Annotated in this window: 21 protein-coding genes; 16 read left to right on the top strand and 5 right to left on the bottom strand. The window is 72.9% G+C overall.

Annotated elements, in window-relative coordinates; all coding sequences use genetic code 11:
* Positions 1–46: 46 nt before the first annotated feature.
* From ACZ434_RS04350 to ACZ434_RS04370, 5 genes are all read left to right on the top strand, one after another.
* Positions 47–286, top strand: coding sequence for a hypothetical protein (locus tag ACZ434_RS04350; RefSeq protein WP_004989130.1), 240 nt, complete (start codon positions 47–49; stop codon positions 284–286).
* A gap of 69 nt (positions 287–355) precedes the next feature.
* A complete protein-coding gene (locus ACZ434_RS04355; RefSeq protein WP_468451611.1) occupies positions 356–1,699 on the top strand; it encodes an NYN domain-containing protein in 1,344 nt (447 codons plus the stop codon).
* A gap of 232 nt (positions 1,700–1,931) precedes the next feature.
* Positions 1,932–2,972 (top strand): C40 family peptidase, encoded by a 1,041-nt coding sequence (locus ACZ434_RS04360; protein ID WP_468451613.1) that lies wholly within the window; start codon positions 1,932–1,934, stop codon positions 2,970–2,972.
* Positions 2,973–3,167: 195 nt separating this feature from the next.
* A complete protein-coding gene (locus ACZ434_RS04365) occupies positions 3,168–4,184 on the top strand; it encodes a C40 family peptidase (RefSeq protein WP_468451615.1) in 1,017 nt (338 codons plus the stop codon).
* Between the two features lie 32 nt (positions 4,185–4,216).
* The gene (locus ACZ434_RS04370; protein ID WP_468451617.1) at positions 4,217–5,407 is read left to right on the top strand and encodes a hypothetical protein; all 1,191 of its coding nucleotides are present in this window, start codon (positions 4,217–4,219) and stop codon (positions 5,405–5,407) included.
* Positions 5,408–5,518: 111 nt separating this feature from the next.
* Here the strand turns inward: ACZ434_RS04370 and ACZ434_RS04375 are convergent, their stop codons facing one another.
* Positions 5,519–6,754 (bottom strand): glycosyltransferase 87 family protein, encoded by a 1,236-nt coding sequence (locus ACZ434_RS04375; RefSeq protein ID WP_468451619.1) that lies wholly within the window; start codon positions 6,752–6,754, stop codon positions 5,519–5,521.
* Between the two features lie 122 nt (positions 6,755–6,876).
* Here ACZ434_RS04375 and ACZ434_RS04380 point away from each other — a divergent pair, with 122 nt between their 5' ends.
* Complete coding sequence (locus ACZ434_RS04380; RefSeq protein WP_468451621.1) at positions 6,877–8,019, top strand: glycosyltransferase family 4 protein; 1,143 nt, start codon at positions 6,877–6,879, stop codon at positions 8,017–8,019.
* Positions 8,020–8,129: 110 nt separating this feature from the next.
* Here ACZ434_RS04380 and ACZ434_RS04385 read toward each other — a convergent pair whose 3' ends face one another.
* The gene (locus tag ACZ434_RS04385) at positions 8,130–9,926 is read right to left on the bottom strand and encodes an AMP-dependent synthetase/ligase (protein ID WP_468451623.1); all 1,797 of its coding nucleotides are present in this window, start codon (positions 9,924–9,926) and stop codon (positions 8,130–8,132) included.
* Between the two features lie 296 nt (positions 9,927–10,222).
* Between ACZ434_RS04385 and ACZ434_RS04390 the strand changes: the two genes are divergently transcribed.
* The 5 genes from ACZ434_RS04390 to ACZ434_RS04410 all read left to right on the top strand — a co-directional run bounded on the left by ACZ434_RS04390 (position 10,223) and on the right by ACZ434_RS04410 (position 14,841).
* Positions 10,223–11,020: a metallophosphoesterase family protein gene (locus ACZ434_RS04390; protein WP_468451625.1), complete on the top strand. Its 798-nt coding sequence runs from the start codon at positions 10,223–10,225 to the stop codon at positions 11,018–11,020.
* Between the two features lie 139 nt (positions 11,021–11,159).
* Positions 11,160–11,600 carry an SRPBCC family protein gene (locus ACZ434_RS04395; protein ID WP_468451627.1) on the top strand — a complete coding sequence of 147 codons (441 nt, stop codon included), beginning with the start codon at positions 11,160–11,162 and terminating at the stop codon, positions 11,598–11,600.
* A 414-nt stretch (positions 11,601–12,014) separates the two neighbouring features.
* Positions 12,015–13,166 (top strand): ArsA family ATPase, encoded by a 1,152-nt coding sequence (locus ACZ434_RS04400; protein WP_468451629.1) that lies wholly within the window; start codon positions 12,015–12,017, stop codon positions 13,164–13,166.
* Positions 13,167–13,224: 58 nt separating this feature from the next.
* Positions 13,225–13,761 carry a DUF5304 domain-containing protein gene (locus tag ACZ434_RS04405; protein ID WP_468451631.1) on the top strand — a complete coding sequence of 179 codons (537 nt, stop codon included), beginning with the start codon at positions 13,225–13,227 and terminating at the stop codon, positions 13,759–13,761.
* A gap of 126 nt (positions 13,762–13,887) precedes the next feature.
* On the top strand, positions 13,888–14,841 hold the full coding sequence (locus tag ACZ434_RS04410) for an ROK family glucokinase (protein ID WP_468451633.1): 954 nt from the start codon (positions 13,888–13,890) through the stop codon (positions 14,839–14,841).
* Between the two features lie 75 nt (positions 14,842–14,916).
* Here ACZ434_RS04410 and ACZ434_RS04415 read toward each other — a convergent pair whose 3' ends face one another.
* Positions 14,917–15,540: a TetR/AcrR family transcriptional regulator gene (locus ACZ434_RS04415; RefSeq protein WP_468451635.1), complete on the bottom strand. Its 624-nt coding sequence runs from the start codon at positions 15,538–15,540 to the stop codon at positions 14,917–14,919.
* 137 nt (positions 15,541–15,677) lie between these two features.
* Here ACZ434_RS04415 and ACZ434_RS04420 point away from each other — a divergent pair, with 137 nt between their 5' ends.
* The 5 genes from ACZ434_RS04420 to ACZ434_RS04440 all read left to right on the top strand — a co-directional run bounded on the left by ACZ434_RS04420 (position 15,678) and on the right by ACZ434_RS04440 (position 20,554).
* A complete protein-coding gene (locus ACZ434_RS04420) occupies positions 15,678–16,505 on the top strand; it encodes an SDR family oxidoreductase (RefSeq protein WP_468451637.1) in 828 nt (275 codons plus the stop codon).
* A gap of 294 nt (positions 16,506–16,799) precedes the next feature.
* Entirely contained in the window at positions 16,800–18,554 is a 1,755-nt protein-coding gene (locus ACZ434_RS04425) for a hypothetical protein (RefSeq protein ID WP_468451639.1), read from the top strand.
* Positions 18,544–18,906, top strand: a complete 363-nt coding sequence (locus ACZ434_RS04430; RefSeq protein ID WP_468451641.1) for a hypothetical protein — start codon at positions 18,544–18,546, stop codon at positions 18,904–18,906. Before ACZ434_RS04425 ends, ACZ434_RS04430 begins: the two co-directional genes overlap by 11 nt.
* A gap of 11 nt (positions 18,907–18,917) precedes the next feature.
* On the top strand, positions 18,918–19,655 hold the full coding sequence (locus ACZ434_RS04435; RefSeq protein ID WP_468451643.1) for a hypothetical protein: 738 nt from the start codon (positions 18,918–18,920) through the stop codon (positions 19,653–19,655).
* A 143-nt stretch (positions 19,656–19,798) separates the two neighbouring features.
* Positions 19,799–20,554: an endonuclease/exonuclease/phosphatase family protein gene (locus ACZ434_RS04440; RefSeq protein ID WP_468451645.1), complete on the top strand. Its 756-nt coding sequence runs from the start codon at positions 19,799–19,801 to the stop codon at positions 20,552–20,554.
* A gap of 9 nt (positions 20,555–20,563) precedes the next feature.
* On the opposite strand, the gene ACZ434_RS04445 is transcribed toward ACZ434_RS04440, so the two are convergent.
* Both ACZ434_RS04445 and ACZ434_RS04450 read right to left on the bottom strand, forming a co-directional pair.
* Positions 20,564–21,154, bottom strand: a complete 591-nt coding sequence (locus ACZ434_RS04445) for a hypothetical protein (protein WP_468451647.1) — start codon at positions 21,152–21,154, stop codon at positions 20,564–20,566.
* On the bottom strand, positions 21,147–21,944 hold the full coding sequence (locus ACZ434_RS04450; protein ID WP_468451649.1) for an alpha/beta hydrolase: 798 nt from the start codon (positions 21,942–21,944) through the stop codon (positions 21,147–21,149). The genes ACZ434_RS04445 and ACZ434_RS04450 overlap by 8 nt, the downstream gene beginning before the upstream one ends.
* Between the last annotated feature and the right edge of the window lie 71 nt (positions 21,945–22,015).

Consider the following 22,015-nt stretch of genomic DNA (forward strand, 5'->3'; position numbering starts at 1 on the left):
TCGGCCCGGTGCGTCACGGACACTGGAAGGAAGGCGAACAGCCACGATGACGGTTCCTCTGCCGACCGCCTCGACGCGGTGGCGCTGCACCCTGTGCGGCAACCTCACCCGCTTCGACGTGACCCGCTCGTCGAAGGTCGTCGAGTACGTCCACCTCGACCTGGCCGGAGAGCCCAGGGTCGAGGAGCGCGAGGTGCTCGATGAGACGATCGAGTCGGTGCGGTGCCGCTGGTGCAACGCCGTGGACCAGGTGGAACTCGTGGACAGGCCGGGCGCCGGCTCCTGAAGCGGAGCGGGCCCCGCTGACGGGCGACCCCGCGCACGGGGCCGCGCACAGGCAATTGGGGTGTGACGGATGGTGGAGACCACGGGCGGGGGGCCGCAGGACGGCGCCGCCGAGGTGCTCGACCGTCCGCTGCCCGACGGGGTGCGCCGCCGGGTCGTGCAGATCGTCGCCGACGGCTTCGGCGGGCTCACGGTCGCCGAGCTCCCCACCCAGCTCCGGCAGTACGCCCGGTTCGCGCCGAACCGCCGCGCCAAGTTCGCCGGCAACGCCATGGCGGCGGCGCTGGAGACCGATCCGCTGTTCCGGCAGCGCATCGGGGACAAGCTCAGAGAGGCCCAGCCGGAACTGACCGGTGCCCTCGACTCGGGCTCCCCGCCCCCGGCCGCGGACCCGCTCGACGTGGCGGCCGCGGCCTATGTGCTCCGCCCGGCCGGCTGGGTCAAACTGGTGGCCGCCGCCGGTGAGGAGGCCCAGCGCGCCGACGCCGAACGCGCCGACGAGGAGACCCGGGCCGAGCTGGAGCGGCTGCGCGCCGAACTCGACCGGGCCCGCGAGCACACCAGGTCCGAGACCGAACGGCTGCGCGCCGAGCTGGAAGCGGCGAAGAAGGAGACCGAGTCGCTCCACCGCAAGCTGCGCTCCGCCCTCAGCGACGTCAAACGCGGCGAGGCCGCCCTGCGCAAGCTGCGCGCCGAGACGGAGACCGCGCGCGCCGAGGGTCACGCCCAGGTGTCGGCCGCGGAGAGCGAGAGCCGGCGCCTCAAGGCCCGGCTGGGGGAGACCGAGGCCGCCCTCGAGGCCGCGCGCCGGGCCGCCCGGGAGGGCCGCAGCGTCGAGGACATGCGGGTACGGCTGCTGCTCGACACGGTGCTGGACGCCGCCCAGGGGCTGCGGCGCGAGCTGGCGCTGCCTCCCGTGTCGGTCCGGCCCGCCGAGACCGTGGACGCCGTGGAGCCGGGTCGCATGACCCCGAAGGACATCGCCGCCCGCGCGCTGTCCGAGAACGACCCGGCCGTCGTCGACCAGTTGCTGGCGCTGCCCCAGGCCCATCTGGTCGTCGACGGCTACAACGTGACCAAGACCGGCTATCCCCAGATGCCGCTGGAGAAGCAGCGCCTGCGCCTGCTGGGCCAGCTCGCCCAGCTCGCCGCCCAGACCGGCGCCGAGGTCACCTGCGTCTTCGACGGCGCCGAACTGGCCGCGCCGGTGCTGCTCGCCCCGCCGCGCGGAGTGCGCGTGCTGTTCTCCAAGCCGGGCGTGACCGCCGACGAGCTCATCCGCCAGCTGGTGCGTGCGGAGCCGCCGGGGCGGCCCGTCATCGTCGCCTCCACCGACCGCGAGGTCGCCGACGGGGTCGCCCGCGCGGGCGCACGCCCCGTCGCGTCGGCGGTGCTCCTCAAAAGGCTTTCCTAGTATCTGATGCACGTCCGTCCCTCGTGCAACGTACAAGGCCGATTGCCCGAATTGACGGAACCGTCACGCAACGTAGCGTCAAGCAGGCATCACTGCAGGTGAGTTGAGGCCGCGCAAACCCGCTGTGACGGAGATTTTGTGTCCGGGGATTTGAACTGATCACAAGAGAATCACTAAGGTCTCCCTTCGAACCCGCGCTCGCGCGATCACTCTCGAGAAGGAGCTCGTCTCCGTGGCGTCCCACCGTCGTCCCAAGCAGCCGAGCCGCGCACGCGTGACCGTGCTCACCACCGCTGCCGCAGCTGCCGTCGTCATGAGCTCCCAGGCCGCCAACGCCGCTCCGAGCGAGAAGCCGAGCAAGGACGAGGTCAAGGCCAAGGTCGACAAGCTCTACGAGCAGGCCGAGCAGGCCACCGAGAAGTACAACGGCGCCAAGGAGAAGCAGGAGAAGCTCCAGAAGGAGATCTCCACGATCCAGGACAACGTCGCCAAGGGCCAGCAGGAGCTCAACGACCTGCGCGACGGCCTCGGCACGATGGCCAGCGCCCAGTACCGCAGCGGCGGCATAGACCCCTCCCTGCAGCTCTTCCTCTCCGCCGACCCGGACGACTACCTCGACAAGGCGTCCACCCTCGACCAGTTGAGCACCCAGCAGGTCGACGCGCTGAAGAAGATCCAGGAGAAGCAGCGCGAACTCGCCCAGCAGCGTTCCGAGGCGTCCGAGAAGCTCAAGGACCTCTCCTCCACGCGCACCGAACTGGGCAAGAAGAAGAAGGAAGTCCAGGGCAAGCTCGCCTCCGCGCAGAAGCTGCTCAACACCCTCACCGCCGAGCAGAAGGCCGAGCTCGCCCAGGAGGAGAACCGCGCCACCCGCACCAGCGAGCGCGAAGCCCTCTCCGTCAACGTCCCGGCCGGCTCCGGCCGCGCCGCCGCGGCCTTCGCCGCCGCCCAGAGCAAGCTCGGCACCCCCTACGTCTACGGCGCCACCGGCCCGTCCTCCTTCGACTGCTCCGGCCTGACCTCCTGGGCCTACGCGCAGGCCGGCGTGGGCATCTCGCGCACCTCCGAGGCGCAGACCGGCGACGGCACCAAGATCTACTCGGTGAGCCAGCTCAAGGTCGGCGACCTGGTCTTCTTCTTCAACGACCTGCACCACGTGGGTCTCTACGCGGGCAACGGCCAGATCATCCACGCCCCGCGCACCGGCACCGTCGTGCGCTACGAGTCGATGAACACCATCGGCGGCCCGTTCATGTTCGGCGTCCGCGTCTAGCGCTTCCGCCGCGGCCCGGTGCGTCCGTTCGAGGGAATCGCACCGGCGCCGCCCGGCCCCACGCCCCGCCTCCGACGCAGGTCACAGGCGGGGCGTCACCGTATGTGCGGGTCCTGGCCGTTGGTCCGCCCGCCGCCCCCGACGCTACTGTCTGCCGCGTTTCCCTGTCCGTCAGCACAAGGAGCGCGGCTTCCCGTGGGGTCCCATCGCCGTACCGCACCGTCCTCCGGATCCGACCGGAGTGCCGTCGTCGCCCTCGGCCTGCTCTCGGCGGCGGCCACCGCCCTCGGCGCGGCACCGGCCGCGGCGGCACCGTCCGACGACACCCGGGCGGCCGACGTGGACCGCCTCTACCAGGAGGCCGAGAAGGCGACCGAGGCGTACAACGCGGCCGGCGAGCGCGCCGACGGCCTGCGCCGGCAGATCGCCGCCGCGCAGGACCGGATCGCCCGCAAACAGCAGCGCGTCAACACCATGCGCGAGTCGCTCGGAGCGCTGGCCGGCGCCCAGTACCGCTCCGGCGGCCTGGACCCGGCCCTCGCCCTGCTGCTCTCCGACGACCCGGAGGACTACCTCGAGAAGGCCTCCGTCCTCGACCGGATCACCGTCCACCAGGCCGGTGAGCTGAGGAAACTCCAAGGCGCCCTGCGCTCCCTCGCCCAGGACCGCGCGGAGGCGGCCGGAAAGCTCGGCGCGCTGGACCGGAGCCGCAGGGCCGCCGCCGCCCACAAGCGGACCGTGGAGAGCAAACTCGCCGAGGCCCGGCGCCTGCTCAACTCCCTCCCGGACGGCGAACGCGCCGCCTGGGACCGCGCAGGCCGCTCCGCCCGTACGGACCTGCCCGCCCCCGGCGCCGAGGCCGCCTCGGGCCGCGCGGCCGCGGCCGTCGCCGCTGCCCGCTCCGCCCTCGGCAAGCCCTACGTGTGGGGAGCCAACGGCCCCGCCGGCTTCGACTGCTCCGGGCTCACCCAGTGGTCGTACGCCCAGGCCGGGGTCGCGCTGCCGCGCACCTCGCAGGCCCAGCGGTACGCCGGCCGGCAGGTCCCGCTCTCCGAGGCACGCCCCGGCGACCTGGTCGTCTACCGCTCCGACGCCAGCCATGTCGCGATGTACACGGGCAACGGCCAGGTGATCCACGCGCCCTACCCGGGCGCCCCGGTGCGCTACGATCCGGTCGGGATGATGCCGGTCTCGTCGGTCACCAGGGTCTGACCCCGGCGGCCCGGCGCCCGTACCCTCGGAAGGTGGCTGGTCGAAGGCGGGTGTCGGGGGCGTCGGTGGTGGCGCTGTGTCTGCTGCTCGTCTCGCTGGTGGCGTGCGGCGGCGGTCCCGCCGTCGACGGCGCCCGCGCGGAGGTGCAGTCACTCCTCGACCGGCGGGCACGGGCCGTCCTCGACCGCGACGCCGCCGCCTACGCCGGTACCGGCACCCGGGCCGGGTTCGACAACCTGCGCGGGGTGCCGCTCGCCGACTGGTCCTACCGGGTCACCGCCCTCGACCGCACCGGCGACTCGGCCACCGCCTCCGCCGACCTGAGCTACCGCGTCGAGGGCCACGACCGGTCCGCGGTCGTCACCGGCCGCTCCCTGACCCTGAGCCGGGACGGGGACGGCCGCTGGTCCGTCGACGCCGACCGCCCCGCGCGCGAGTCCGGCGAGCAGCTGTGGGACCAGGGCGCGGCACGGGCCGTCCGGGGCGAGCGGAGCCTGGTGCTGGGCGTCGGGCAGCCGGCCGGGAAGCTGCGCGAGTACGCGGCGCTGGCGGACCGCGCGGTGCCCGCCGTGACCGACGCCTGGAGCGGGGAGTGGCCACGGCGCGTCGTCGTACTGGTCCCGGAGTCGCTGGAGGACATGGCGGGCCTGCTGGGCTCGCCCGCCTCCTCCTACCGGGGCATCGCGGCGGTCACCACCGGCGCCACCGGCACGGACGGACGCGGCCCGGCGGACCGGGTCATCGTCAACCCGGACGCCTTCGGACTGCTCGGCGACTCCGGCCGGCAGGTCGTCCTCACGCACGAGACCACGCACGTCGCCACCCGCGCCCACACCTCGGCGGCGACCCCGCTGTGGCTGTCCGAGGGGTTCGCCGACTGGGTGGGCTACCGCGACGGCGACCGCGCCCCCGCCGAGGCCGCCCCCGAACTCGCCCACGCGGTGAGCCGCGGCGACGTCCCCGACGCCCTCCCCACCGACGACGACTTCGGCTTCTCCGGCGACGCGGACGGCTTGGCCCGCGCCTACGAGGGCGGCTGGCTCGCCTGCCGCCTCATCGCCGACCACTGGGGCGAGCAACACCTCATCGACTTCTACCGCGCGGTGGGCGCCCACGGGACCCGCGAGGGCGCGGTCGAGTCCGCGATGAGGAAGATCCTCGACACCACCCCGGAAACCTTCACTCTCCAGTGGCACGACTACGTGAAAACAACCCTGACCTGACCCCACGCCCTCGCGGTCCGCCCCCGCTTCCGCGGGCAGTCCGTGCCTCCCCCCCCGGCCCGCACCCACGCGGGCCCTTGCGCAGCGCCGGGACGCGGCACACACCCGGGATCACGACGAGACGGGAGCCTCCGCCGCACGGGCCTGCCCCGGCACCGGAGGGATCGCCCGCCGCCCCGGCACCGTCGCGCACCACAGCACCCGCGCCGCCCACACCGTCGCCCCCACCAGCAACCCGTTGCGCAGCACCAGCAGCGTGACGCCCAACGTGTCACTCGCCACCACATGGGCGAACCACACCGGAAACTCCAGCACCGTCACCAGGCACGCCACCAGCACCAGCCCCACCGGCCCGCCCATCCGGCTTCCCCGGAAGCACAGGCACACCGCCGCGACCCCCACCAGCCACACCATGTACTGCGGACTGATCACCCGGGACGTGGTCGTGAACAGCAGCACGCCCACGAACGCCGCGTCAGCGACCGTGTGCGGCTCGAAACGATTCGCCAGCGCCCTCCACAGCACCAGCCACACCAGCGCCGCTCCCGACAGACACAGCGCCGCCGTACTCACCCAGCTCACATACGGCCCGAGGAACTCCACCGACCCGTAGTTGAGCAGCACCTCGCCCTCCCACCCGTGGTGCCGGGCGACATGGAAGACCAGCGCCCCCAGCGACTCCACCTCCGTCCCCCGGTCCCGCTGGAACGTGAGGAACGCGAACGCCCCCGGCATCAGCACCGCGAACAGCCCGGCCACGCCCACCCCGGTCACCAGCGCCGACACCCACGCCCCGCGCTCCCGCACCGCGAGCAGCAGCAGCGCGGGCCACACCTTCAGCAGCGCCCCGAACGCCGCCAGCGCCCCCAGCACCCGCGGGTGCCGGGCGCCGGCGACCAGCGCGGCCACCGCCACCGCCGTCACCATCACGTCGTAGCGCGCGTACACCGTCGGCCCGAGCAGCGGCACGCCCGCCACCCACACCCAGGCCCCGCGCCGCGCCCGCCCGGGACCGCGGCCGGCGTACAGCAGCAGCGCCAGCGTGACCAGGTCGGCGACGAGGGCCAGGACGAAGAACGCGGTGGCGTACTCCAGGAACGGCAGCAGACCGGGGGAGAGGATCGCCAGCGCCGCCGCGGGCGGGTACTGCCAGGTCACGTCGTCCAGCGGGAACGTTCCGGTGCTCAGGACGTCGTACCAGCCCCGGTAGATCACCGACACGTCACTGGTGACGTCCGGGCCCGGGAAGACGATCACCTTCAGCACGCACAGCAGCAGTGCCGTCCTCGTCAGCCCCCAGATGACCAGAAGCCCTGCGAGTGACCCTCGTGCGGCCGTCGTCTTCACGTGATGCCTGCCCGTCCGGTGTGTCGTCGTGAGGGAGTCATGATGTCCCGGACACGTGTGTACGTGCCACAGAGCGCCGCCGTGGCGGACGGCGGAACCGCCGTTCGATAGGGTCTGCGGCGATGCACAAGACCTTGATCGTGACCAACGACTTCCCGCCCCGGCCCGGCGGCATCCAGGCGTTCCTGCACAACATGGCGCTGCGGCTCGACCCCGAGCGCCTCGTCGTCTACGCCTCCACCTGGAAGCGCTCCCGCGAGGGCGTCGAGGCGACGGCGGCCTTCGACGCCGAGCAGCCCTTCACCGTCGTACGCGACCGGACGACGATGCTGCTGCCCACCCCCGCCGTCACCCGGCGGGCCGTCGGGCTGCTGCGCGAACACGGGTGCACCTCGGTGTGGTTCGGGGCGGCGGCCCCCCTCGGGCTGATGGCACCGGCACTGCGCCGCGCGGGCGCCGAGCGGCTCGTGGCCACCACCCACGGCCACGAGGCCGGCTGGGCCCAGCTGCCCGCCGCACGGCAACTGCTGTGCCGCATCGGGGAGTCCACGGACACGATCACCTACCTCGGCGAGTACACGCGCTCCCGGATCGCCACCGCGCTCACCCCCGAAGCGGCCTCCCGGATGGTGCAACTCCCGCCCGGCGTCGACGAGAAGACCTTCCACCCGGGCTCGGGCGGCGACGAGGTCCGGGCGCGTCTCGGGCTGACCGACCGCCCGGTGGTCGTGTGCGTCTCCCGGCTGGTGCCGCGCAAGGGCCAGGACACGCTGATCCGGGCGATGCCCGCGATTCTCGCCGCCGAACCGGACGCCGTGCTGCTGATCGTAGGCGGCGGCCCCTACGAGAAGGACCTGCGCCGCCTGGCCCAGGACACCGGCGTCGCCGCCTCCGTCCGCTTCACCGGCTCCGTCCCCTGGTCCGAACTCCCCGCCCACTACGGCGCCGGCGACGTCTTCGCCATGCCCTGCCGCACCCGGCGCGGGGGCCTGGACGTCGAGGGCCTCGGCATCGTCTACCTGGAGGCCTCAGCGACCGGCCTCCCGGTCGTCGCCGGCGACTCCGGCGGCGCCCCCGACGCGGTCCTCGACGGCGAAACCGGCTGGGTCGTTCCCGGCAACTCCCCGACCGAGACGGCCGACCGCGTCACCACCCTCCTCGCCGACGAGGAACTCCGCCGCAGCATGGGCCGGCGCGGCCGCGAATGGGTCGAGGAGAAATGGCGCTGGGACCTGTTGGCGGAGCACCTGAAGAGGCTGCTCTGAAAACGCCGTCAGGGGCAGCTCCCCAGGGGCGCGGGGAACTGCGCGACAAGCCACGGACAACCCGCAGCCGCCGAACGAGCGCCCCCGGCACCCTTATGGGCGCCGAAGTCCTACTTCGCGTAGATCGCCTCGATTTCGTGGGCGTAGTCCTTGGCGACAACATTCCGCTTAAGCTTCAGCGAAGGCGTCAAGTGCCCCGACTCCTCGGTGAACTGCGCCGGCAGAACCCGGAACTTCCGCACCGACTCCGCCTTGGAAACCGCCGAGTTGCCGTCATCCACCGCCGCCTGGATCGCGGCAAGCAGATCCGCGTCCTCGCTCAGCGACGCCGCCGTCGCCCCCGCCGGCTTCCCGTGCTCCGCGCACCAACGGCCAAGGAACTCCTCGTCGATGGTGACCAGCGCGCCCACGAACGGGCGCCCGTCGCCCACGACCATGCACTCCGCGACCAGCGCGTGCGCCCGGATCCGGTCCTCGATGACCGCCGGGGCGACGTTCTTCCCGCCCGCCGTCACCAGTATTTCCTTCTTCCGGCCGGTGATCCGCAGATAGCCGTCCTCGTCGAGGGTGCCGATGTCCCCGGTGTGGAACCAGCCGTCGGCCAGCGCCTCGGCGGTCGCGGCCGGGTTGTTCCAGTACTCCTTGAACAGGTGCTCGCCGTGCAGCAGCACCTCGCCGTCGTCCGCTATCCGGACGACCGACCCGGGCAGCGGCTGGCCGACCGTGCCGATCTTCTGCCGGTCCCACGGGTTGAACGCGGTGGCCGCGCACGACTCGGTCAGGCCGTAGCCCTCCAGCACGCTGAAGCCGATACCGCGGAAGAAGTGGCCGAGGCGCTCGCCCAGCGGGGCGCCGCCGGAGATGGCGTGCTCACCGCGCCCGCCCAGCACCGCGCGCAGCTTGCCGTAGACCAGCTTGTCGAACACCTTGTGCTTGATCCTCAGGCCGATCGACGGCCCGGACGGCGTGTCCAGCGCCCGGCTGTAGGCGATGGCGGTGTCCGCCGCCCTGTCGAAGATCTTGCCCTTGCCGTCGGCCTGCGCCTTGGCCCGGGCCGCGTTGTAGACCTTCTCGAAGACCCGCGGCACACCGAGGATCAGCGTCGGCCGGAACGAGGCCAGCTCGTCGGTGAGGTTCTTGATGTCCGGCACGAGGCCCAGCTTGATCGGCGCCACCATCGGCGCGATCTGCACCATCCGCCCGAAGACGTGCGCGAGCGGCAGGAACAGCAGGACCGAGCACTCGCCGGTGCGGAACAGCGGCCGCAGCCGCTCCACGACGTTGCCGCACTCGGCGAAGAAGCTGCGGTGGGTCAGCACACAGCCCTTGGGGCGGCCGGTGGTGCCGGAGGTGTAGACGATGGTCGCCGGGTCGTCCGCCGTCGCGACCGAGGCGCGCTCCTCGACCGTCTCGTCGGTGACGTCCTGTCCCAGCCGGTTCAGCTCGTCCAGGCCGCCGGCCTCGATCTGCCAGAGGTTCTTCAGCGCGGGCAGCCGGTCGCGTACGGACTCCACGGTCGCCGCGTGCGCGTCGAGCTCCACGACGCAGGCGGTGGCGCCGGAGTCGCTGAGGATCCACGCCACCTGCTCCGCCGAACTGGTCTCGTACACCGGTACGGTGATCCCGCCCGCGCTCCAGATCGCGAAGTCCAGCAGCGTCCACTCGTAGCGCGTCCGGGACATCAGGGCGACCCGGTCACCCGGCCGCACACCGGCGGCGATCATGCCTTTGGCGGCCGCCCGCACCTCCGCGAGGAAGGCCGTGGCCGTCACGTCCTGCCAGGTACCGCCGACCTTGCGGGCGATGACGGCGACATCGGGATGCTGCGCGGCGTTTCTGCGGACGATGTCGGCCAGGTTGCCGTCCGCGGGGACCTCGTACAAAGCCGGAAGGCTGAACTCGCGCAAGACTGATGCTCCTCTTAGGGCGCCGGCGCCACGACGTTGTGCGATGCGACGGTGCGGTCCAAGGCTCGGGCGGGTGCTCGCGAATTCACAAGTTGAAATCCCGAGCATGACTGGACTGCCCGGACGTTACCCGTCGGTATGGCCTCTGGGACAGGGGGTCCCCGCCAGATGTTCGCTGCGTCACACAGGTTGGTGTTCCATCGCGCACAGTAGTCCACGCCCGAACCGACGAGCCAGTAACCGCAGGTAGGCCCGTCATTGTTCACCTCGGCCGCGCCCGTCTACCCTTGATCGCCATGGCATCCACACCAGGCGGGAACCGGCGCACACGCGTCCACGTGGTCAGCGACGTGCACGGCAACGCCCGCGACCTGGCCCGGGCCGGCGACGGCGCCGACGCGCTGATCTGCCTGGGCGACCTGGTGCTCTTCCTCGACTACGCCGACCACTCGCGCGGCATCTTCCCCGACCTGTTCGGCGCCGAGAACGCCGACCGCATCGTGGCACTGCGCACCGCGCGGCGTTTCGAGGAGGCCCGCGAGTTCCAGCGGGGGCTGTGGGCCGGCATCGGCGTGGACCGGGCCGCGGCGATCGAGACGGGCGTCCGCAAGCAGTACGCCGAACTGTTCCCCGCCTTCCCCACGCCTACGTACGCCACGTACGGCAATGTCGACATACCGCCCCTGTGGCGGGAGTACGCGGGCCCCGGCACGACCGTCCTGGACGGTCAGCGGGTCGAGATCGGCGGCTGGACCTTCGGCTTCGTCGGCGGCGGCCTGCGCACCCCCATGCGCACGCCGTACGAGATCGGTGACGAGGAGTACGCGGCGAAGATCGAGGCCGTCGGCGAGGTCGACGTGCTGTGCACGCACATCCCGCCGGAGGTGCCGGAGCTGGTCTACGACACCGTCGCCCGCCGTTTCGAGCGCGGCAGCCGCGCCCTGCTGGACGCCATCCGGCGCACCGGGCCCCGCTACTCCCTCTTCGGGCACGTGCACCAGCCGCTGGTGCGGCGGATGCGGATCGGGGCCACCGAATGCGTGAACGTGGGCCACTTCGCGAGCACCGGACGGCCCTGGGCGCTGGAGTGGTGAGGCCGGAACGGTACGGATGCCCCAGGTCGGATGAGTTCCGCCGGTCCGGTGCACGGTAGCCTTCCGCTGCACGCGCGTACGCTGTGCGATCCGCGCACGGCAGGACGACTACCGGCCCGCATCTGGAGGAGCCACGGCGATGGCGGAACACACCAGCTCGAGCATCACGATCGAGGCGGCACCGGCCGACGTCATGGGGGTGATCGCCGACTTCGCCCGCTACCCCGACTGGACGGGTGAGGTGAAGGAGGCGGAGGTCCTCGCGACCGACGACCAGGGCCGCGCCGAGCAGGTGCGTCTCGTCATGGACGCGGGCGCCATCAAGGACGACCAGACCCTGGCGTACACCTGGACCGGCGGGCACGAGGTCTCCTGGACGCTGGTCAAGTCCCAGATGCTCCGCTCCCTCGACGGCTCCTACATCCTCACCCCGGCCGGCCCGGACACCACCGAGGTCACCTACCGGCTGACCGTCGACGTCAAGATCCCCATGCTCGGCATGATCAAGCGCAAGGCGGAAAAGGTCATCATCGACCGAGCCCTGGCAGGCCTGAAAAAACGAGTGGAAGCATCCGCATAACCACGGCCCCCGCCGCAACCACGGCCACCCCGCAGTAGCCGCGGTCGCCGCGCCGCAACTGCGGGTGCCGCGCCGCAATCGTGGTCGCCGCACCGCAACTGCGGGGCGCCCTTGCCGCACCCGCGGTCGCCGCATCGCAGCCCTGGTCGCCCCCGCAGCAACTGCGGGCACTCTGACGCACTCGCAATCGCGGGTATCCCGCCGCAGCCGTGGTCGCCCGCGCCGCAGCCGCAGCCGCAGCCGCGGGCGCCCTGCCGCAACCGTGGCCGCCCCCGCAGCCGCGGGCACCCCGCGGGCACGTCGCCGTAATCGCGGGCAATCGTGCCGCAGGGCGGCACGGGTGGGCGCGGCGGCACCCCGCACGCGCGGGTGAGCGAAACCCGCCCCGCCCAGCCTCAGCTACCGTTCACCCCCATGCGCACCCTCCTGATCACGGGCCCCGGCGGCAGCGGCCGCACCACGACCGCCGCCGCCACCGCCCTCACCGCAGCCCGCGAGGGCACGCGCACGCTCCTCCTCGGCACCGACCGCACGGACACCCTCACCCCCGTCCTGGGCACCGCGCCCCCACCCGCACTCACCGTCCGCCGCACCGACCCCGACACCGGCTTCCGCGACGACCTCGCCGCCCTCCAGAACCGCGCCGCCCCCGCCCTGGACCTCCTCGGCGCCGCCCGCCTCGAACCCGACGAGACCGCCCCCCTCCCCGGCGCCGAGGAACTCGCCATCCTGCGCGCCCTGCGCGACGCCGCCCTCGCGGAGCCGGCCTACGACCTCCTCGTCGTCGACCTCCCGCCCACCCCCCGCGCCCTCTCCCTCCTCGCCCTCCCCGAGGAACTCCGCCGCCACTTGCGCCGCCTCCTCCCGCCCGAGCGGCAGGCGGCCCGCGCCCTGCGCCCCGTACTCGGCCGTCTTGCCGGCGTCCCGCTGCCCGCCGAGTGGCTGTACGAGACGGCGGCCCGCCTGGACCTTCAGCTCGCCGCCGTCGAAGCCGTGCTCGCCGACCGCGACACCGCCGTACGCCTGGTCGCCGAACCGGGCCCCGCCGGCGCCGACGCGATCCGCGCCGCGGCCCTCGGCCTCGCCCTGCGCGGACTGCGCACGGACCTGCTGATCGCGACCCGCGTCCTGCCGGAGAGCGACGCGGACGGCTGGCTCGCCGGCCCCGTCGCCCAGCAGCGCAAGACCCTGGACGACTGGCGCGAGTCGTACGACGTCCACCCCGTCGCCCACCTGGGACGGGACCCGCGCGGCACCGACGACCTCGCGGCGCTCGCGGTGCCCGCCGCCCCCACGGCGACCGGCACCACCGACTGGCCGGTCACCGACCGGCTCGCCGAGGACGGCGTCCTCGTCTGGCACCTCCCCCTCCCCGGCGCCCGCCGCGACGAACTCGACCTGATCCGGCGCGGCGACGAACTGGTCGTCACCGCGGGACCGTTCCGCCGCACGGTCCCGCTGCCCTCGGCCCTGCGCCGCTGCACCGTCGACGGCGCCGCCCTGCGCGAGGACGAACTGCGCATCAGGTTCCGGCCGGACGAACGGCTGTGGCCGCGCACCCGGTGAAGCGGCGCCGGTCGTTCGGGTACCGTCGACAGTGCCACCCGCAGTCAAGGAGTCCGTCATGAGCGAACAGCTCCCCCCGTCCGACGACGCAGGGGACGAGATCGCCGGCAAGCCGGTGGACGACGCACGGACGGCCGGCGGCGAGACCCACGCCGACGCCTGGGCGACCGCCGCCGCCGAGGACCTCGAGGCGGAGAAGGCCCGCCGGCGCGCCCAGTACGGACCGCCCCCCGGCTCGGCCGCCGAGGAGCTGAGGAAGCTCGTCGACGCGGTCACCGACAAGCTCTCCGGCCTCCGGTCGCCGCTCCTCGGCGCGGTCGCCGGACCTGCGGCCCAGCAGGTGGTGCGCCAGGTCGTCCAGCAGGCGAAGGCCGCCGTCGAACCGGTCATCGAGCGCAACCCGGACGTCTTCGACCACCTCGCCGCCGCCGGCAACGAGCTCCTCGCCGCCTACCGCTCCGCCGTCCAGGACCAGGAGCGCCGCTGGACGGCCCGCGACACCCCTGCCCATGACGTCTCCCGTGACGCCGACGAGCGCCGCGACCGGGGCGACGAGCCGGGCACCGGCCCCGGCGAGCACATCGACCTGGACTGAGACCACGGTCCCCGGCGGCACACCCCTCGTGTCCGCCGGGTCGCCCACCGTACGGACACCGGGACGTCCCGGGAGGCGCCTCGGGTACCGTTGGCGTAGCGGGGCTCGACCGGAACTGAGGGATTCATGGGACTCACCATCGGCGTCGATATCGGCGGCACCAAGATCGCGGCGGGCGTGGTCGACGAGGAGGGCAACATCCTCTCGACCCACAAGGTGCCGACCCCGGGCACGCCCGAGGGGATCGTGGACGCCATCGCCTCCGCGGTGGAAGGAGCGCGCGCCGGACACGAGATCGTCGGCGTGGGCATCGGCGCGGCCGGATACGTCAACCGGCAGCGCTCCGAGGTCTACTTCGCCCCCAACATCCACTGGCGCAACGAGCCGCTCAAGGAGAAGGTCGAGGCCCGCACGGGCCTCCCGGTCGTCGTGGAGAACGACGCCAACGCCGCCGCCTGGGGTGAGTACAAGTTCGGCGCGGGCAAGGGACACCGCAACGTCATCTGCATCACGCTCGGCACCGGCCTCGGCGGCGGTGTGATCATCGGCAACAAGCTGCGCCGCGGTCACTTCGGCGTGGCCGCCGAGTTCGGCCACATCCGCATGGTGCCCGACGGTCTGCTGTGCGGCTGCGGCTCGCAGGGCTGCTGGGAGCAGTACGCCTCCGGCCGCGCCCTCGTCCGCTACGCCAAGCAGCGCGCCAACGCCACGCCCGAGCACGCGGAGACGCTGCTCTCGCTGGGCGACGGCACCCCCGAGGGCATCGAGGGCAAGCACGTCTCCATGGCCGCCCGCCAGGGCGACCGGGTGGCCGTCGACTCCTACCGCGAGCTGGCCCGCTGGGTCGGCGCCGGCCTCGCCGACCTGGCCTCCCTCTTCGACCCCTCCGCCTTCATCGTCGGCGGCGGCCTCTCCGACGAGGGCGAACTGGTCCTCGGCCCGATCCGCAAGTCGTACAAGCGGTGGCTGGTCGGCGGCAACTGGCGCCCGGTCGCCGACGTCCTCGGCGCCCGGCTGGGCAACAAGGCCGGCCTCGTCGGCGCGGCCGACCTGGCCCGCGAACCGGACCCCGTCATGTAGCCGCCTCCCTCGCACGCACGGCCGCGCCCGCCCGATCCCCTCCCCGGGGACGGCGGGCGCAGCCGTTTCCGCCGCCTACGGCTCACGCGCGGGGGACGGCGGCAGGACGGAGGGGGCGGTCAGTCCCGCGGTGACGAACGCGACGACGGTCGCCGGGTGCGGGAACGGGAACGACGCCGTGGGAGTCCCGGTGAGCGGACGCCCGTACGTCTCCAGGATGAGGCCGAAGGCCAGCGCACAGCGCTCGGTGACCTCGTCGACCGACAGCTCGGGCAGCGCACGGCCGATCATGACCTCGAACGGGGCCGGCAGGAACTGCGTGGAGACGTTGGGCAGCCGGCCCGTCGGCAGGGCCGACCGGGCCAGCAGGTGGCAGAGCATCCGGCCCTCCGGCGTGCGCACCAGCTCGGCGAAGGGCTCGACCACGCCCGCCGTCAGATCGTGGACCGACACCGCGCCGGCCGGTCCACGCGTCAACGGGACCATCCGCTCCAGCCACAGCGGACGCAGCTCCCGTTCGAGCAGGGCGGAGACCAGCCCCTCCCGGGAGCCGAAGTGGTAGTGCACGGCCCCGGCGTTGAGCCCGGCCTCGGCGTTGATGGCCCGTACGGACACCCGGTCCGGGGCGTTCTCCAGGAACAGCTTCTTGGCCGCGGAGAGGAGCCGCTCACGGGTGGGGGAATCACTGGACCTGCTCATCCCGACATTCCAGCACAGCCGGCGGAGCGGGCGGCGCCGAGCCCGGGACGGGCCCCTATCGGCATTCAATCAGTGATTGGGTTACGTTGGGAGTGAGCGCGGCGAAGGCCGCGAACCCGCAGCACAGGAGCACCACCATGAGTACTTTCGTCGTCACCGGATCCGCGTCGGGCATGGGTGCCGCCAGCGCCGACCGGCTGCGCGCGGCCGGTCACCGGGTGATCGGCGTGGACCTCCGCTCCGCCGACGTCGTCGCCGATCTCGGCACCCCCGGGGGCAGGCAGGCCGCCGTGGCCGCGATCCTCGAGCAGAGCGGCGGTGTCATCGACGGCGTCGCCGCCGTCGCCGGCGTCGGGCCGAACCTCAAGGACGCGGCCGCCGTGGTGTCCATCAACTACTTCGGCCCCGTCGCCCTGCTCGACGGGCTGCGCCAGGCCCTGGAGCGCGCCGAGGCACCGCGCGCCGTCGTGATCAGCTCCAATTCCGCCAGCACCGTCCCGATGATCGACGACACCCTGGCGGAGCTGCTGCTCGCCGGTGACGAGGACGGCGCCCGCACCCGTGCGGCCGAGGCCCAGAGCGCGACGCCCCCGGCCCTGTCGGAGACCAGCCCCAGCATCTCCGCGTACGCCACCTCCAAGCTGGCCCTCGCCCACTGGGTGCGCCGCACGGCCGCCACCCCCGAATGGGGCCGCAAGGGCATCCTGGTCAACGCGATCGCCCCCGGCGCCGTCCTGACCCCGCTCATGACCGGCTCCACCGGCGCGGACAAGGACTTCGACATCGACTCCTTCCCGACCCCGATGCCGCTGGGCATCTTCGGCGAGCCCGGCGACATCGCCTTCTGGGTGGAACAGTTCCTGCGCCCCGAGGCCCGCTTCACCACCGGCGCCGTCCTGTACGTGGACGGCGGCACCGACGCCGCGATGCGCCCGGCCGCCCAGCCCTCGGCCCTGCGCCGCTGACCGGGTTCGTCGTCATCGGCCACCGGTGCCGCGCCTGCCGACACGGCCGGTCCGGAACGCCGGGTGCGGCTCCGGCTGCCGGTCGGCCGTCCCGCACCCTGCCCGGCAGCCCTCCGGGATGCCGGGCAGGGCGGCACTCCACGTCCTTGCGTGGGCCCTCACAGTCTCCGCCCCGCCGCGCCCTGCCCGACGGCACGACGAGTCACCGCGTTTCATGAGTCTCTCCTCTGCCGCCGCTCTATGCTGAAGGTCCTTGACCGGCGTTTTGCACAAGGCTTTTTGCCGAGGAGTGCATTGAGTACCGACCACGTGCTGTCGTACCCCTTACCGCCGCAACAGTCACCGCACGTCGCCATACGACCACCGGCCGTCGCCCCGCGGGTGAGCGATGCCTGCCGCCTGCTCTGCGCGGGAACCTACCTGGACACCAAGTACCGCGATCAGGTGATCGACGAGCTGTACGTGAGCGAACAGCGGGTCGTGGCGCCCTCGTTCGGGTTCGACGCCGCCCGGGTCCTGGCCCACGCGCTGCGTGCCCGGCGGGTGGAGCTGGCCTGGGCTGTCGCGGTCATCCTGCTCATGGCGCTCGGTGCGGTGGTCTCCCGCTGGCTGCTGATCCTGTTGATTCCCGGGCTGCTGATGACGTTCGGAAAGACGATCAGGGGCGTCGCGGACGGCCCGCCGGTCCACCGACGTCTGCCGTCCTTCATGCTGCGCTGGGCCGGACGGCTGCTCCTCGCCTACCTGGTGTACTACAGCGTGACCCAGGGCCTGGGAGGGACGGCCGAGGAGGAGGCGGGGACCGGGAAGGAGGCGGGGACCGGGGAGGAGTCCGGCAACCGCTCCGCCCTGCAGACCGTGCTGGATTTCGTGGCCCGCGACATTCCGCCATGGGAGGCATGGCTCTCGCTGGCGGTGCTGCTGGTACTGGGGGTGTGCGTCGCCGGGCAGGAGCTGCACTTCGTGCGGGTGCTGCGCGGCGAGCTGTCCCCGCGGGGCTTCGCGAGCGCCGCCGTCGACCGGGCCGAGCGGTTCCGGGGACGGCGTTTCCTGCGGGTCGCACGCCGCATCCGGGTCGAGCAGCACTCCCCGCTGGTGATGTACCACGAGGCACACCCCTTCTGCGGCGCCGGCACCGCCCAGGACCCCTGGGTCCTCGCGGTCGAACTGCGGCCGGACGGAGCGAGGGAGACACGGGCCCTCGGGAACACGACGGTCCTCGACGCGATGCGCCCCTTCATCGAGCAGCTGCGCGAAGTGGCGGAGTCTGCCGAGGGGAGCGGCCGGGCCGTACGGGACCGACTCCGCGATCTGCGGATCGACGAGTGCGTCTTCCTGCCGATGGAAGGCCTGCGGCACCGTGAGGAGGCGCCGTACGGCCAGGCATCGTTCGAGGCCCACCGGGCGCGGTCCGTGGAGGAAGGCGGTGAGAAACGCCGGCACTTCCTGCGCGTCAGGGTCGACGGCTGGGAGGAGGGCTTGGTCGTCACGGTCTTCGTGCGCATCCACACGCAGGGCCGGATGCTGATGCTCGAGATCGCCCCGCACGCGCTCCTGCCGGTACGGGAGGACTTCAAGGACGCCGATCATCTCGCCTATCGCTTCGCCGACATGAACGCCTTCGGCAAGACCGTGCACCTCGTCACCCTGGTGGCCGGGGCTCCCGGACAGGCCCTCATGACGCTCGGCCGTCACGCCCTGCGAGGCTGGCGCCGACTCACCGGTGAGGCCGACGGCACCGGGCCCGGCGGGCCGGCCCTGTCGGTGCGCGAACTCGCTGCGGAGCCCGTCGGGTCGCTGTTCCAGACCATGGACGTCGACCGCTATCTGAAGAGCGTGCAGGACCGCATCGCCTACGGGGTCAAGGCGGCGCTGGCGGAAGCCGGATACCAAACCGGTGAATTCGCCCAGAAGATCGTCCACATCAGCAACGGCGGCGTCAACATCGATTCGGTCGTGGGCGGCACCTTCGCCATCGGCGCCCACGCCCACGCCACTACCAGCGGCGCGCAGCCGTCGCCGCAGAGGGGAGCCGACGATGGCCGATGAACGGGCTCAGCCCCACGTCACCATCGGCGACGTGTCCGGCAGCACCTTCGCCGTCGGCAGTCACGCGCGGGCGGAGAGCCATCACGGTACGCCGTCGACGTCACGCGATGACCACAGCGAGCAACTCCTCATCGTCGTAAGGCAGCTGAGAGCGGATCTGGTCAGGGTGGGGGCGAGCGAGCAGACCGCCGGCCTGGACGCGGCCCTCGCCGACACCGAGGAGGAGATCGTTCGCGCCGGAAGCGCGGACGAGCGCCGTCTGCGGCGGCTGCGGGAACTTCTCACCGACGCGGCTTCCCTGACCACCGTGCTGTCCTCGGCGGGAGCGGTCGCGGGGCTGCTCGGGATGTGAGGACGAGTGCGATGAGCGGGACAGGGCGCTACTGGAACGAGGACGCCCAGCGGTGGGACGAGCGAGGCGACCCCGGTACGCCGCCCGCCGGGGTGTCGCCTTCCCCGGCGGCCCCCGCTCCAGGCCCCGGCACCCCGCGGGCCGGCCGCCGTGGCCTCTGGGTGGTGGCCGCCGTGGCCGCGGTCGTGGTCGCCGGTGCGATGGTGCCCCGGATCGCGGGGGACGGCCGGGCCGACCGAGCCGGCGGTGAGCCGTCCGCAGGGACCACCACCCCGGCCGGTGCCGCCCTGCCCGAGGGCTACCGGCCGGTCCACGACGCGGAGGGCTTCAGCACAGTGGTTCCCGAGGGGTGGAAGCGAGGCACCCCGGACGGATCGGGCGGTACGTTCTGGGTGCCCTACAAGTCGCCGGAGGACACGGCGCGCCACCTCATCGTGTCCGAGGTGGCCGAGGCCACCCTCGAGAAGTCCGTCGAAGCGGTCGGCCGACGGGAGGGGTTCGAGCAACTGGCCGACCCCGAACCCTTCGAGCGGGACACCGCCACCGGCCGACGCCTGGCGTACCGCCTCGACGGGGGAACGGACGGGACCTGGTATGTCGTCGACATCCGCTTCCGAGCGGCCGACGGCAAACAGTACAGCGTGGCCGCCTGGCAGGCCGACGACCCGGACCTGACCGAAGAACATTCCATCGCCGGCACGGCGACGAGCCACTTCTGCCCTCCGGAGACGGACTGCGGGATCCCCTAGGGAAGTCCTCATCGGCGTGCGGGGTTCCAGGAAGACGGACGGGCCCGCAGCTCGTCGCTTCCGGAGTCGCCCGGCGCCGATTCCTCGGCCGAGTGGAGCGCTGAGCCGCGTCCGCTCGGGCGGGTCGGCGTATCTTGATCCGTATGGCGACGACTTCGCTGCTGCCCGGGTCCCGGACCGAGTCCGACGGTTCGGCCGTTGTCCGGGTGCTGAGTTACAACATCCGGTCGATGCGGGACGACGTTCAGGCGCTCGCCCGGGTGATCGGCGCCTGCTCACCCGATCTGGTGCTGCTCCAGGAGGCGCCCCGGTTCTTCCGGTGGCGGAAGAAGCTGGCCCGGCTGGCGTCGGAGTCCGGGCTGGTGATGCTCTCCGGGGGTGCCACCGCCGCCGGGCCCGCGCTGCTGTGTTCGCTGCGGGCGACCGTCGAGCGGACCGAGGACGTGCTGTTGCCGCTCACCCCGGGGCAGCACCGGCGCGGGCTCGCCACCGCCGTGGTGCGGTTCGGCGGGGCGCGGGTCGGGGCGGTGAGCTGTCATCTGTCCCTGGACGAGCGCGAGCGGTACGAGCAGGGGGGCATGCTCCTCGACCGGCTCGCCGGGATGGGCGTCGAGCACGTCGTGGCCGGGGGAGACCTGAACGAGCGGCCGGACGGGCGGACCTTCCGGCGGCTCGGGGAGACCCTGACCGACTGCTGGGCCGCCGCGCCCTGGGGCGGTGAGGACACCTGGGTCCGCAGCGAACCCCACCGGCGGATCGACGCCCTCTTCGTCAGCGAGGGCGTCGAGGTGCTGGGGTGCGGGGTGCCGCTGGACCAGCCCGGGGTGAGCGACGGCGACCTCGCGGCGGCCACGGACCATCTGCCGGTGCTGGCGGCCCTGCGCGTCCCGGCCGCGTAGCCGGAACGCTCAGACCACCGCGCCCCGACCCGGGTCGTCCTCGTCCTCGTCGTCCGTGCGCATCCGCATCACCAGGGTGGCGAAACCGCCCAGGAAGCCGCCGATGCACAGGGTGGTCAGCCACCAGGTCGTCTCCCAGCCGAGCAGGATCGCCAGCAGGAGGAGCAGCGGCCCGCCCAGGACGCCGAGCCAGGCGAACCGGGAGGTCACGTCGGTCTCCGGCAGCGGCGGGGGCTCCGGCGGGACGAAGTGGCCCTCGTCCGCATCGTCGAGGTCGTCGTCCGAGGGTTCGGCCACGCTGTAGTCGCGCGGACCTCCGCCGCCGACGCCGGGGGCGAAGGAGACGGAGCCGCCGAGCGGCTTGGCCGGCTTCTCCTCGGCCTTCCGGGGCGGTGCCTTCGTCCCGGCGCCGTCCTCGTCGTTGGTCTCGGTCTCCAGCAGCGCCAGGTCCTCGACGGACTTGAACGGCTTGGCACCCGGCGGGTCCGGCGGCTCCTCGCCGTATCCGGCGACGATCGCCTCCCACGCGGCGGCCTCGTCGAAGGGGACGCCCTTCTCCTCCGGCTCGCGGCCCTCACGGTCCGAGTCGTGCTCAGCCACCTGTGGTCGTCCCTTCCTTGCCGAGACCGGGCTCCTTGACGGCCCCGGGCGCCAGTCGGCCGATGAACGCGGTGCTCTCCTCGAAGATCCGCTCCGCGTCATGGTCCAACGTCGCCACGTGGTAGCTCTGTTCCAGCAGGATCTCCGTCACGTCCGCCGACGACACCCGGCCGAGGATCCGCGCCGAGTCCGCGGGCGGCACCACATGGTCCTGCGGGCTGCGCATCAGCAGCAGCGGCTGGGTGACCTGGGGCAGCTCCCCGTCGACGAGCCGGAAGAAGTTCCGCAGGGAGTGCGCCGCGTGCAGCGGCACCTTCTCGTACCCGAGCTCCCTGGTCAGCGGCTTCGCGATGTCGCTCGCGATGCCCTTCGTCGCCGGGACGAGGTGACGGAGCACGGGCAGGGCGTGCGCGGCCACCCCGTGCACCTTGTTCGCCGGGTTGACGACCATCACCCCGCTCACCGAGTCCCCGTGCCGCGCGGCCAGCCGCAGCGCCAGCGCGCCGCCCATCGACAGACCGGCCACGAAGAGCCGCTCGGAGCGGTCCCGCAGCAGCCGCAGCTCGCGGTCCACCTGCGCGTACCAGTCCTGCCAGCCGGTGACCCCGAGGTCCTGCCAGCGGGTGCCGTGCCCGGGCAGCAGCGGCAGCGAGACGGTCAGGCCGCGCGCGGCGAGGTGTTCCGCCCAGGGGCGCAGCGACTGCGGCGAACCGGTGAAGCCGTGGCAGAGGAGGACGGCGGTCTCCCCGCCGTCGTGGCGGTACGGCTCAGCTCCGGGCAGGACCGACACCTTCGGCCTCCTGTTCGATGGGTCGCTGGGAAGGGCCGGCGCGTCTCGACGGCCGGGGCACGGGGCGGCAC

The sequence above is a fragment of the Streptomyces sp. NPDC030893 genome (assembly GCF_055571535.1).